Here is a 12,845-nt window from a genome sequence, read left to right on the forward strand (position 1 = left end):
ATTTCATCCAAACCTATCGTGTATGTCCTCATGCAGAACTGAAATTATCTATCAAAACGAGGAATTTGTTTTCACCAAATGCACCGACTGTGGCCGGATGGGGCTCATGTACAAGCAGGCAATGATCAGTTTTGACGAGCTCAATTTCAATGCCTTTTGCAGGTACATGGAGCGGATGGAGTTTGACTATGAGAAGTACTCCTTCTTTGATGGACATGATCGGGTAGTGATCGAGACCTATCATCCGGATGTGCAGTTCACGCTGCTTGAAGAAGAATTCTATCGGTTGAAAGCAAATGTGATTGAAGCTAATGCCCAGTTGAAGCTGCTGGAATTGATCCGTAGGATGTAGCGTAGGAGGATGATGGAAGGCCGAAGACCAGTCCAGCTTCTGGAGAAGCAGGGCAACCGGTGAAGCGGGAAAACCAAATTCAAATTAAAAAAAGCAATTGTGACTGCTGTGTAATGCTCGGTGAACTCAGCGGTTCTAAACCACAAAAAAATGAACACATCAAAATTAAAATCAGGTGGCCTGACGATGATGCTCTTTATGCTTGTCCTCGGAGCGCATGCACATGCACTTTGGATCCACACGGCTTCCAACAGTGAAATCGGGAAAACGCATCCTTATAAAATTTACTATGCCGATTATCAGGAAAATGCCATCGAACCAGTGGCAAAATGGTACTCCGATGTGAAGGAATTCGAACTTTGGTTGATCAGTCCATCGGGCAAGAAAACCAAGCTTGAGCCGACTGCAACAGAAACGTATTTTCAAGGGAGTTTTACCCCGGAAGAAGAAGGAGAATACCGTATGCAAATCTCCCATACCGCAGATCCAGGTGAGAGCAAAACTGCCTATCAGTTCAATGCCTACGCGCAGATTTGGGTGGGAAAAGGGAAGGCTTCTACTCAACCAGTTTCAGATCTGGCTTTGGTGAGAAATGCCAAATCTTCTGATCTCCAAGTCCTTTACAAAGGGGAAGCACTGCCTGAAGGAGAACTGGCTATCCTAGGCCCTGATGCAGAAACTCAGGAGTTGAAAACAAGTAAAAAGGGTAAAGTCAAAGTGGACTTGGATGGCAAAGGAACCTATTTCGCAGAGGCTACACATACTGAAAAGCTACCGGAAAATGATCCTTCCGGCTTGAAAGCTATCTGGAGATGTGCGACACAGGCGATTGAAATTGAATAAATGACAATTGAGTGGGTCACTTTTATAGCTGCTGTTTGAACTATGAGCTTTCTTTTTTCAACTCTCATTTTTCGCATCAAAGAAACCAACCTTGCAAGGTTTCTTTGATGCCCCTTCTTAATCCAAACTGATAATTACTTAAAACCAATTCATGATCTCCTTAATCATTTTACTCACCTGGATAGGCTTCGAGTTTTTCTATCAAACTTCCAAAAAAGCTGAACTGCACAGCCCAGAGTGGTTGGCCACTTGGTTTGGCGCCAATGAAGTACGGGCTAAAATCTATGGGGCAATTCTCTTAGGTGTCTCCTTAGTACTTTCTATCATTCAATTAGGCCTAGGATCCGGATTCTTCGCTTTCCTATGCATCCTAATGCTCATCGGGAGCTTGGTAGTCTTGATCTCCCCACTTCGGAAAGTGAAACTATCCTGGGTAATGGCAGGAATAGGGGTGCTCTTCCTAATCGAAATTCTCTGATTATGCCTGCAAATAAAAAATACTTAACCCCGACTTTTCTTCATCGATTTAGCCGAATCACTGCGGGTTTCCTCGGAGGGTATTTGGTTACTGTCTCTTTCTTTCTGGCATTTTCATTTTACTTCGAAAAAGTCTCTGTGCTCTTCACCTTGGTTTACGGTGGGTTTTTACTTTGGGTGAGCCTGATGATCATTGCCTTCATTGCCAAAAGCGGCTGGAAAATCTGGGGGATTTACCTCCTGCTCACACTTTGCTTTTCTGCAATCGTGTACCTCAATCAACCTTCACCTTCTCTATAATTCAACGCCATGAGCAACAGGATTTACAATACTCTTTTCCACACCCACACGATTTCCGGGATCATTATCAGTGTGGCCTTATACGTGATTTTCTTCGCAGGTTCCTTCTCTTTCTTTCGGGATGAAATCGTGAGTTGGGAGCGGAATGAGCCACTGGCGCAAGGTTGGAAGCTCGGAGAAATGGACTTTGACCGAGTAATGGATACGCTGGGAAAGGACAAGCCACTAATGGGAAGTACGATTGCTTTTAATCAACACTACGATGAGCAGCGGCTTTCTGCCACAGTCACACCACCGGTGGATACCGAAGCAACCGAAGGAGAGAGAAGAGGCAGGCGTGGAAATTTCATTTACCTGAATACACAGGATTTCAAAACCTATGATTATCAGAGTTCTTACTCTCTTGGAGAGTTTTTGTATAGACTACACTTCTTTGCGCAGTTGAATTTCTTTGGAAGATCAGGTTACCTGTTGGCTGGGTTGGTAGCCTTCTTTTTTCTCTTTGCAGTGATCACAGGAGTACTTGTCCACTGGAAAAAGATCATCAGCAACTTCTATGTTTTTCGGCCAAACAATAGCATTAAGAATCTCTGGACAGATGCGCATACGGCACTTGGGATTTTGGGCTTGCCTTATCAGTTTATGTTTGCGCTTACTGGGGTTTATATAATTGTTGGGTTGACGATCATGTCTCCTGCGATTATTTCATATGTCTACCAGGGTGATCAGGAGAAAGCTTACGATGATTTTGGATTTAATCCGCCAAAGTTTGAAGCAGCGGGTAAACCTTTAGACGCAGGTTTTTCTATCAATGAATTCCGTGATAAGGCACAGAAAAAATGGCCTGAATTCGTGATGAACCGTGCCACGATCTTCAATTTTGGAGATGAAAATATGCATGTGCTTTTCGAAGGGAAATCTTCTTTTGAAAGCAAGTTTGCCAGTTTGGGAAATGTGGTTTACAAGGTTTCCACCGGAGAGATTGTACAGGAGAAAAGCCCGATGGAAGGGGTTTCCTATCTGGATAGAGCCAGAGCGGTGATTGTGAGACTTCACTTCGGGGACTATGGAGGAATTGCGGTAAAGCTGATTTACTTTGGGCTTGGGATTTTGACCTGCTTTGTGATTTTATCAGGAGTGATGATCTGGCTGGTAGCCCGGGACAAAAAGCATGTTTCTGTTGCCAAGAGAAAATTTAACGCATGGCTGGTTTGGTTTTATTTGGCAGGTTGTCTGAGTATGTATCCGGTCACTGCGCTTACTTTTCTGATGGTGAAGCTGGGGCTACAGGATCCTGATGCAGATCGAATGGGATTCATTTTCCAGACCTATTTCTGGTCTTGGCTAGCGTTTACCTTGCTTTTTACCTTTCTGAGAAATAATTCTGTCACGAATAAATATACGCTACTCTCTGGTGGAATTATCGGTTTGCTGATTCCGGTAGCCAATGGAATTGTTACAGGAAATTGGCTTTGGGTGACTCTTGCAAATGGCTATTCCGACATCTTTTTGATTGATGCGTTTTGGCTGGTGATTTCTGTAAGTACGATTGTGATCGCATTGAAAATCAAACCCGGGAAAAAAGGTGAGGTGCCAAAAAATAGTGCTGCTAAACTGAAAACAGCATCTGTGGCAGTGGATTGATTTTTTGCAGTTGGCGGAGCTTGATTTGGACTCTGCCAGCTGCCTTTTTTGCACTCCCTTTATCACCTATTTAGCCTGATCCTGTCACACGAGGCAAGAGACTACGGCATAAAGCCAACGCGCTTGCCTTAAGCTGGTTTATTCCGTTTCCTCTTGCAGGTAGTGCCGCTCTCAGGCCGGGGCAGCTTCATAAGTATTTGTTAAGCAAGAACACTATGTAGATCCTATGCATATCATAGTTTAAGAATACCGACCGAAATGCGATTGGAAGAAAAGGGAACTAAGCAATCACGGGGTAGCAAAAGGCTGTCTTCATTTGGATAGAACTGTCCTACTTAGCAAAAGAACATTAATCCCATTTCTTACATAGAGTTGAAATGACTGAGGTTTCAAACCTGTTACTATGGGTTTAATTTGAGAATCGGTTAATACTGCTTATTAACTTTGCATAATAGTTTCTGCCAATCGGTATTTCTGAATCAGATATTTTGATAGTGGTGGAGCTAAAGGCCTCAATATTTTTAATATTGATGATGTACGATTTATGCACTCGGACAAATTGCTCTTCGGGCAATTTTTCCATCACCTCCTTGGTGGTATTTCTTAAGGTAAACTGCTTTCCTTTGACTACAATTTTGGTGTATGCTCCCTCTGCTTTGATCCATAAGATATTTTTAATCACTATTTTTTTCAGCCATCCACTTTCGCGAATAAAAAGCTCGGAAGCATATTTTTCGCCCACATTGTGAGGTATTGTAGATTCAATTTTACTGTGTTTAAAATTTTGAATAGCTAGTTCAATACTTGTTACTAGGTTTTCAGTTGAGAAGGGTTTTGTGATAAAACCATCCGGCTTGACATGACATACTTTTTCTACGATATCCTTACCTGAAGAGGAGGTCATGAATATGATGGGAACCATCAATGAGTTCCGTAATTCTTCTGCCAGATTTATACCTGTTTTTGTGCCTTTCAACTGAATGTCAAGTAAAATAGCATCAGGCACATTTTTTTCAATCCTTGAGTACGCATTATCGGCATTGTCCAATACTTCTGAAACCTCATACCCTTGAATAGTGAGCATTTCCTTGACATTATCGGATAGGCTTTGGTTATCCTCTACTAAAAGAATTTTAGTTTTACTTGACATCTTTTGTTTAAGCTTTAGTTTTATGAAAAAATAGGTTTAATTCATAACAGTGGTTAAACTACAAATAAAGTTTCGTAATTCTAAGAAGAGTACAATTAAAATTTAAAATGTTAAAAACTGAGCAAATATTAACAGCATTCAATAATGAGGACTTGGTTTTTTCATTGGAAACAGGGGAGCTGTTAAAAATCAGCGACAGAATAACCAGGTTGTTAGATACTCAAATTTTCGCTGGTTTTGATTCCTTAGTGGAGTATGAAGCTATCCTGGCCAGGTATTCAGTTGGGAATGATTTTCATGAAAGATTGAAACTTAAAGATTCAAATGACTTCTTTCTGGAAACAACACTACAAGTAGCTGGTGAGATTTATACAGTGAATGAGTTGATCTGGATGGATCGTGAGAATATGACCTTGCATATTTTTGTGTTTGTGGTCTCAGACAATAACTCATTTGATTTACCTGAAAGTTCTATGATCGAAATTGTGGATAAGATGCCAAATCCCTCTTTGTTGATTTCAGGAGATTTTACCGAGGTGCTGATTGCCAATGTCCCCATGATTCATTTGTTAAATCAACCAGTGTCAGAATTAGTAACGGGTTTTTATTTAGGTGATTTTTTCGCAGACCCTGAATTATTTCAAAAACTAATACATTGGGCACTTAAACCAGGGAGTAATAGACTTTCATTTCAGGCCAAACTTTATCTGTCAAACCCTGAAGGCAATTGGTTTGATATCACATTTTTCAAGGCAAAGGTAGATGATAAAGACTGTATTTTGATTTTGTTACTCAGTGCAGATAAAAGCAAAACAGATCAACTGAATTTGGAAAGGTCCAATAGTTTACTTTCCAATATAGTGGAAGTGCAAAAGCTGTTTTTGGCTCAAGAATACGAAGCAAAGCCTTACCAATTATTACTAACCAATATTCTTGGGGTAATTGAAGCCGAAATAGGATTTATAGGTGAGGTTGCCTTTGATTCGAGTAACAAGCAGGTCTTGAAAATACATGCTGCTACCGATATTTCAACAGCTGGCCCAGAAGCTTTTAAACTCTATGATAAGTATGTCAAAAACGATTTTTTATTTAGGCATTTTGACAATTTGTTTGGGGCATGCATCACAGAGTCCAAAGTGATACTTGAAAATAACCCTCCGCAAAATCCTCACACCAAAGGGAAGAAGATTCCAGGACATCCACAAATTGATAATTTCTTAGGGATTCCCATTCTAAAAGGTGATAAAGTAGTAGGGCTAATTGGACTTGGCAATAAGAAGGGAGGGTTTTGCGAGTCTGACATTCAGGAACTTGAGCCTTTTGCGTCCACCTACTCGGTGATTATTGAAGCCTATAACTATGAAACAGAAAAAATAAAATATGAGAAAGAGTCATTAGAAAAGGCATTGATTCTTTCTAAGGTAGCTGATTTTTCCCCAGATTTAATTGTAGTTGCAAATGATGAGTTTGAAATAGAATACCTTTCTAAGTCATCTGAGAAATTTATTGAAATGGGTATTGATGCCTCTACCATCAATAGGAAGATCCGTACTTTATTGAAAAAAACTTTGGTGGACAAATATAGCGTATCCAAAGACCTATTTAAATCCCGATTGAAAATCAGATCAAATTCAGGAAACAGTATTTGGCTGGAATCTATGATCAGTTTAATGCAGGATAGCCATAATCCCAAATTGATTGCTGTGATTAGGGATGTGTCAGTACAGGCTAGAACTGAGGAAAATCTAAAACTTTCACTGAAAAAAGAAAGGGAGTTTAATTCCTTTGTGAGTGATTTCATGAATACCGTTTCCCATGAATTTAAGACACCTCTAGCTACCATCATGTCTAGTCTGGAGCTTAGCAAACATTACCTTGACAGTATAGAGGAGCAAACTTCATTGGAGAGAGTCAAGTATCACTGTAGTAAAATCCAATCAGAAGTTAACAACCTTCATCAATTGGTTTCTCATTCACTTGACTTCAATAGGTTTGCTATACAGGGAACTGCCTTGAAAGAAGTACAGGTCAATTATAGAAAATTTATAGAGGCCTGTATCAACAAGTATGGCTTGAGATCAAGTATTGAATATCTTCCAGAAGTGGATCAATCTTTGGAAGTGCATATTGATAAGTTTATGATAGAAACCAGTTTGGTAAACATCATGACCAATGCAATCAAATATGGAGGTGAGAGCAAGCCAGAACTACGATTATTCAAGGAGGGGAAATGGTTTGGGTTTATGGTGACCGATCATGGGATTGGGATAAAAAAAGAAGAACTTTCTTATATTTTTACACCATTTTTTCGAGGATCAAATGTCAAAGGGATTGAAGGTACTGGTTTTGGTCTGGTAGCCGTTAAGAACTTCATTGAGATCCATGGAGGGAATATCCAAATTAAATCCGAGTATGGATTTGGTACCACAGTAGAGGTGCGATTACCGGTTTGATAGCCTGTTTTCGTTCAATATACCTTTAATTGTCATTGAATCCCTATTCTTTGTCATTAGAAAACGAAATTATGTAATTGTAGTGTTTGTTTAGACAATATATGATGTTTTTATAGTAATATAAAGGTGTTTTACTCTTTGAAAAATGAGTTTTATATATGCGTTTTGTTGTAGTTTTTAAGTTCGATTTTTGGAATAGATAGCTGTAAATTATTTCTCTAATTTCCATTTATATAGATGGGAATCGAATGGAATTAAAAGTTAGAAATAAAGCTGATTTTTTATGTTTTTTTGTGGCTTTCGTGTTAGGTTTTTTTGCTGTCCAACAAGCCTATGCAAGTAAGGTTTATGCAGATGCCGCATCAGGAATAGTTCCTTATAAGTTTACGCCATGTGGAGGAATTCTCCAAGCTGACTGCGAAGCATCAATCCTAAATATGGAAAATGCCTCTGGAGATCCAGATGAGTTTGCTGAACTGATTGCCAGTCCAGGAATACTGGTAGGGGTAGGTGCATATAAATCTAAAATTGAATTACGATTTGATTCTCCGCTACCGGCGAATACCACTACCTATATCAGGATTGGGACTGAAGAAAGCCTGTTGCAATCCTTATTGGGAGGAAGCTTGGGGGATGTGCTTTCCACGGTATTGGGGGCTGTATTGTTAGGAGAGCAAGAAATTATTATAGAAGCCCGAAATGAAGCTACTTCCATTGAATTAAGATCCAGCCTAGATGGGTTTGACTCAGGAAGGGTAAGGTTAGTCATGGATGGTTCAGGAGCGTACTTTATTGCTATCACACCTGATTCTACTTATGATCGAATTCACATCACCAACCAGTCTAATTCAATTGCTGGTCTTGGAAAGGAGTATTCATTGGAAGTTTACCATGCATTTTATTTTGAGCATAATCCATGTGATTATTTGGCTGAGTTTACCAGCTTCGACGGTTCTGGACTTACCCTGGATGCTTTATCCCTTAATACTCAAATAGAAGGTTTAAACCTAGCTATAGATGAGGATCTAGAAAACACCTATTCTGAAATATCTCTAGGGGTGGTAGGATTAGCAGGTTCTATGGAGCAAATGATTTACTTCAATAGCCCCGTTCAACCTGGGAATGAGGTTTTAGTGAGTATGGGTGCTGGTAAATCCTTATTGGATTTAGGGTTGCTGGATTATGTAGAGCTGGTCGTTTATTCCTCAGGTGTGGAAATAGAGACTTTCTCGGCTTCTTCCTTACTGGACTTGGATCTATTAGGTTTATTGGGAGAGGATGAGTTTTTTAAGTTACCGTTGATATCTGATTTGCCCATAGATAAAATTGGGATAAGGATGTCATCTTTGGTAGGTTTAGGAGTGCTTGAGGGAAGTCTTAAGATAAGCGGTGTTACTGTGTCCCCAGTCCGACCTGAAGTTGTTAATGTGCCAGAGGAGGGATCATTTGTCATTTGTCAAGGAAATACAGTTACAGTCACTCCAATAAATGAAGCTGGAGGAGACTTGAATTGGTATATCTTGGATTCTGGCACTGAACAAATGCTTGGAACTGCTTCCTCATATACTACAGCTTCGGACCTTGAGCCTGGCGAATATGAATTTTTAGTGCGGTCAACCGATATACTCTGTGCTACTGAAAGTGAACCCTCTAACTTTAAAGTTAAAGTAAACCCAGTTCCAGACCCTGCCAATATCCAGGTCCTTCCCTCAGGCTATGTGGAGGTGGATGAAAATGGTAAATACATCTATGTAGAAGGCGAGAACCCAGTGACCCTTGACCCCAGTCACATCGACATGGAACAGCCAGGGGAATTCAAATGGTACCTGGATGAGACCATGATGTTGGAAATACAGGATGGTGATAATATTAGTGGTATTTCGTATGACCTTGATGGAGATATTATTACTATGACGGGGCTCAAATTCAGAGATGAACTAGATCCTTACAAGTTTTACCTGAATTTTGTTCCAGAGGAGGGTTGTGCTATGGGAGTGCCAAGGGAAGTTGATTTAAGTGCTATTGCCAGGATCTTAAACGTTTCGCTGCTGGAATTTTTAGCTATAGACCGGGGGAAACGAGGTGTACAGCTGAATTGGAAATTTGCAGGCCTGACCCAACAGGATATCGTCAAGGTAGAAAGGTCCGGTACAGAGCTAGATTTTGAAGAGTTGGCAAGTTTTTCCAACCTAGAGGGAATTGGGAATGCATTCAATGATGTAAATCCATTCCCGGGTAACAACTATTATAGACTTCAAATTGTTGATGTAGAGGGGCGGATTAAATTTACCTCCCAATTAGTTCGGTTTGAACTTCCCATTTTAGGAGTAAAAACCTTTGGCGTATTTCCTAATACCTTTGAAAATCAAATAAGCATTAGAAATCAAAGTAAGGATGCTACTTTTGCACAAATGGCACTTTTTTCAGGAGATGGTAGTGTTCTCAAAATTGTAGATTTCGAATTCAATGCCCGCACTACAGATTTTAGAATTATTGACCTAGATGAATTACCTGTCGGTAACTATGTGCTTCGCATTTACTTCAACGGTAAGAATGAGATCCATCATCTAATCAAACAGTAAGGAAAGATTTTAAGGGCTTGGAAATGAGTATAGTGTGTTCCTATTGTGTGTTTTTGTTATGAAAGTGTAGGGTTTTGTTAGGAAAAGGCAATGGTAATTATAATATGTGTGCCTTCGAACAAATTAATTTGTGCTTTAATGTCATTAATATGCATTTTATAATTAATGCTTAAGGTGGATTGGATTGTCAGTATAAAATGGAGGTAGTTTAAGATTTTCAATTATTATATTTGACTCATCATGATTTTGTGACAAATTTTTAATTCTATCTATGAGGACCGACCTGATTTTAGTCGATGATGACCCGATATCCCTGCTTATATCCAAGCACTTAATTGAGAAGGCTTGGCCAAGTCAGGATGTTTTAAGGGTAATGACATTTAACGTTCCTGTTGATTGCTTGTCATATTTATCACATTTGAAAAATGGCCAAAATGTAAGAATAGGAGCATTAAAGATTTTATTGGATTTAAATATGCCAGAAATCGATGGATGGAAGTTTATGAATCTGTTAGATAAGATCGATCCGGAGAAACTGATCAAAGTTGTAATCCATTCCTCTTCTAAAAACCCAAAGGACATGGAATTAGCTTTTTCTTATTCCCGTGTGGTCAATTATATACCAAAACCTATGGATAGTGCTAAGGTTTCTCAACTTTTAAATGATATGAATGTTACCTATAATCAGAAGAATAGTATGAATAATTTGAACCGGTAATTTTAATTTTTGAGGTGAATTACATTGGCTATTTAACTGTTTTCAGTATTTTTTGTAATCTGGCTGTTATTGGTTTACTCCTTTTCAAGGGGCTAAAAGTGAAATTTGAGCAAAAGTTGCTAATTTTTAATTTGGTACTTTTAATATGGCAAATAGGGGAACTGCTATTACGAATTCCAGCATCTTTAGATTTTATTTACAAGTTTGATCTTTATGCGTCCTCTTGTTATTTATTTATTGGGTATTTTCTACTGGAAGTGGTTTATGAATTAAAGTTGATAGTTGTCAATAGAGTGTATTTGATCAGGGTTTTGTTTTTTTCTGTTAGTTTGTTTTTTCTAATTTCATATCTCTCATATCCTGAACCTAGGTTGTTTCTGGCTTCTGAATATTTTGGCCTGGTTCAGGGATTTAGAAGTGGCTCTTTGGATATTTATTCAAGAGTTTGGATTGGGTTTTGTGTTATGATTGCTCTTTCAATTATAGCACGTTCGTTGTACGCAGAGAAAGTGAGTTTTAATAAGATAAGATTATTTTTTATCGCTCTCTTGGTTCCGTCTGTGTACGGTTTTATATTTCAGGTTGTTTTTCCAATCTACCTAGGTTATGAAGTTCCTGGAGCCACTGTTTTACTTTCTGTTTTTTCTATCGTTTCTTTAATCGTATTCAAAGATAATTTTATATTTTATAATTATTCTGATGAGAGTGTCTATGGATTGTTCAATAAGGTCAATTCCATTATGTTTGTATATGATGGGGGTGGATTTATCCATTTTTCCAATAACTTGTTTTCTAAGTATTTTCCAAATTGTAGATCTATTTTTGACTTAAAAGAGGGGGCTGTGTTCCTGGAAAAGGTGTCAGGATTTGGTTCAGTTGAAGAGTTGAGTAGGGGTAGTGGGAAAACTGATGAAGTTTTGATTACTGAAGAGCAAATTGGATCTGAGCGATTTCAATACATGTGCTATCCTATTTATAATGAGTCCAAAATTGAAGGAGGGATGGTGATTGGTATTAATGTGACAAAGTACTACCAGATTAGAAATTCCATTCTTAACTCGTTTGATAATTTTAAAAGGATCAATGCTGTACCAAATTCATTCTTTATAGAAATTAATGCGAACGAAAACCAGGTAATATTGAACGATAGAATCTGGAGTAAATTCCCTGTTTTTCAAAGTAGAAGTTACGGCTACTTTCAATTTTTCCTCCTTTTAAGAATGTATGTAGAATCTGACCAATTATTAGAATTATTCAATTTTTTAAAAAAAAGTTCTGGAGATACACTAGAGAATCGATCAAGGAAGTTTATCCTTGAGGTAAATAATTCCAAATTTTTTTATGTTTTCGAGATTACCTTTAAAAAAATGGATTTTCAGTTGATGCCATATAGTGACTACATCTATTTGACAGATATTACTGAATCTAAGATATGTGAAATTGCAGACGAGTGGTTTGATAAAAGTACCTCTTGGATTATTAGTCATATTTTCAGAAAACCAATAGCAAATATTCTTGGGCTAATGAATTTAATTCAGAATGAAAAGCATATCTATGACTCTAGATTGTCCAATCGTGAGATCTTTACTTTAATCGATTCAGAAGTGAATGAGCTTGATGATAAGATGAAAGTATATTTGAATAAAAGTTTGGAAAATTTCGATTGACATTTTGTTTGATTATTTCTTTTGATCCTAATTTCTTTTGGAGTTTGCAAGGGCTAGTTCTATACTCGTAATGAGTGCATCGTAAGTAAATGGTTTCGTTACTATTCCTTCGGGAGCCAGGTGTTGAATTTTTTTTATGACCTCCTTACCTGAGTAGGATGTGATGAAAACGATTGGTATTTTTATTTTATCCCTAATTTCTTCTGCTAATTCTATACCGTTTTTTATGCCTTTAAGCTTGATGTCAATTAAAAGAAGGTCTGGTTTTTTTTTTCTAATTACCTCCATCGCTTTTTCGGCACTAGTTAAAATTTCTAACAGTTCATAATCAAACACCTCAAATATTTCATTTAGGTTTTCTGCTAGCGTCCTGCTGTCCTCAATTAGTAGAATTCTTGTTTTCATTTACATTTCTGTTCATTTTTTGTAAAGGTAATGTTTTAAAGTTTTAAGATGTTGTTTTTGTAGAATTTGTGTTTGATTTTACACAGTTTTTCACTTTAAAATGTCCTCTGTTAATTTGATTTTATCTTGTAGTGGTTATTGTTTGTTATAATGACAGAATGCACCATTTAAATGACGAAAATACTCTGGTTAGTTACAGATGATTTTTTTAGATATATCATGACGAATTTATAAGGTATTTTTGTTTTAGAGGT

The 12,845-nt window shown here is 38.0% G+C and carries 11 protein-coding genes; 9 read left to right on the plus strand and 2 right to left on the minus strand.

What is annotated here, in order from left to right; genetic code table 11:
• Positions 1-22 precede the first annotated feature (22 nt).
• The 5 genes from PBT90_RS05550 to PBT90_RS05570 all read left to right on the plus strand — a co-directional run bounded on the left by PBT90_RS05550 (position 23) and on the right by PBT90_RS05570 (position 3,616).
• The gene (locus PBT90_RS05550) at positions 23-352 is read left to right on the plus strand and encodes a DUF6686 family protein (protein WP_264809408.1); all 330 of its coding nucleotides are present in this window, start codon (positions 23-25) and stop codon (positions 350-352) included.
• Between the two features lie 150 nt (positions 353-502).
• Complete coding sequence (locus PBT90_RS05555) at positions 503-1,195, plus strand: DUF4198 domain-containing protein (RefSeq protein ID WP_264809409.1); 693 nt, start codon at positions 503-505, stop codon at positions 1,193-1,195.
• Between the two features lie 151 nt (positions 1,196-1,346).
• The gene (locus PBT90_RS05560; protein WP_264809410.1) at positions 1,347-1,673 is read left to right on the plus strand and encodes a hypothetical protein; all 327 of its coding nucleotides are present in this window, start codon (positions 1,347-1,349) and stop codon (positions 1,671-1,673) included.
• Between the two features lie 2 nt (positions 1,674-1,675).
• Positions 1,676-1,972, plus strand: a complete 297-nt coding sequence (locus PBT90_RS05565) for a hypothetical protein (RefSeq protein ID WP_264809411.1) — start codon at positions 1,676-1,678, stop codon at positions 1,970-1,972.
• A gap of 9 nt (positions 1,973-1,981) precedes the next feature.
• Positions 1,982-3,616: a PepSY-associated TM helix domain-containing protein gene (locus PBT90_RS05570; protein WP_270131940.1), complete on the plus strand. Its 1,635-nt coding sequence runs from the start codon at positions 1,982-1,984 to the stop codon at positions 3,614-3,616.
• A 409-nt stretch (positions 3,617-4,025) separates the two neighbouring features.
• Here PBT90_RS05570 and PBT90_RS05575 read toward each other — a convergent pair whose 3' ends face one another.
• A complete protein-coding gene (locus tag PBT90_RS05575) occupies positions 4,026-4,766 on the minus strand; it encodes a LytR/AlgR family response regulator transcription factor (protein WP_264809413.1) in 741 nt (246 codons plus the stop codon).
• A gap of 107 nt (positions 4,767-4,873) precedes the next feature.
• Between PBT90_RS05575 and PBT90_RS05580 the strand changes: the two genes are divergently transcribed.
• From PBT90_RS05580 to PBT90_RS05595, 4 genes are all read left to right on the plus strand, one after another.
• Positions 4,874-7,219, plus strand: coding sequence for a sensor histidine kinase (locus tag PBT90_RS05580; RefSeq protein ID WP_270131943.1), 2,346 nt, complete (start codon positions 4,874-4,876; stop codon positions 7,217-7,219).
• A 248-nt stretch (positions 7,220-7,467) separates the two neighbouring features.
• The gene (locus PBT90_RS05585) at positions 7,468-9,801 is read left to right on the plus strand and encodes a T9SS type A sorting domain-containing protein (RefSeq protein ID WP_264809415.1); all 2,334 of its coding nucleotides are present in this window, start codon (positions 7,468-7,470) and stop codon (positions 9,799-9,801) included.
• 271 nt (positions 9,802-10,072) lie between these two features.
• Positions 10,073-10,519 (plus strand): response regulator, encoded by a 447-nt coding sequence (locus tag PBT90_RS05590; RefSeq protein WP_264809416.1) that lies wholly within the window; start codon positions 10,073-10,075, stop codon positions 10,517-10,519.
• A 98-nt stretch (positions 10,520-10,617) separates the two neighbouring features.
• A complete protein-coding gene (locus tag PBT90_RS05595; protein WP_270131946.1) occupies positions 10,618-12,186 on the plus strand; it encodes a hypothetical protein in 1,569 nt (522 codons plus the stop codon).
• Between the two features lie 27 nt (positions 12,187-12,213).
• Here the strand turns inward: PBT90_RS05595 and PBT90_RS05600 are convergent, their stop codons facing one another.
• On the minus strand, positions 12,214-12,591 hold the full coding sequence (locus tag PBT90_RS05600; RefSeq protein ID WP_270131948.1) for a response regulator: 378 nt from the start codon (positions 12,589-12,591) through the stop codon (positions 12,214-12,216).
• Positions 12,592-12,845: the final 254 nt, after the last annotated feature.

Origin of the sequence: Algoriphagus sp. TR-M9 (assembly GCF_027594545.1) — a bacterium.
GTDB lineage: Bacteria > Bacteroidota > Bacteroidia > Cytophagales > Cyclobacteriaceae > Algoriphagus > Algoriphagus halophytocola.

Coding starts and splice junctions, on each gene's coding strand:
- PBT90_RS05560 (WP_264809410.1), top strand. CDS start 1,347: ATGATCTCCTTAATCATTTTACTCACCTGGATAGGCTTCGAGTTTTTC.
- PBT90_RS05555 (WP_264809409.1), top strand. CDS start 503: ATGAACACATCAAAATTAAAATCAGGTGGCCTGACGATGATGCTCTTT.
- PBT90_RS05575 (WP_264809413.1), bottom strand. CDS start 4,766: ATGTCAAGTAAAACTAAAATTCTTTTAGTAGAGGATAACCAAAGCCTA.
- PBT90_RS05550 (WP_264809408.1), top strand. CDS start 23: ATGTCCTCATGCAGAACTGAAATTATCTATCAAAACGAGGAATTTGTT.
- PBT90_RS05580 (WP_270131943.1), top strand. CDS start 4,874: ATGTTAAAAACTGAGCAAATATTAACAGCATTCAATAATGAGGACTTG.
- PBT90_RS05585 (WP_264809415.1), top strand. CDS start 7,468: ATGGAATTAAAAGTTAGAAATAAAGCTGATTTTTTATGTTTTTTTGTG.
- PBT90_RS05565 (WP_264809411.1), top strand. CDS start 1,676: ATGCCTGCAAATAAAAAATACTTAACCCCGACTTTTCTTCATCGATTT.
- PBT90_RS05600 (WP_270131948.1), bottom strand. CDS start 12,591: ATGAAAACAAGAATTCTACTAATTGAGGACAGCAGGACGCTAGCAGAA.
- PBT90_RS05570 (WP_270131940.1), top strand. CDS start 1,982: ATGAGCAACAGGATTTACAATACTCTTTTCCACACCCACACGATTTCC.
- PBT90_RS05590 (WP_264809416.1), top strand. CDS start 10,073: ATGAGGACCGACCTGATTTTAGTCGATGATGACCCGATATCCCTGCTT.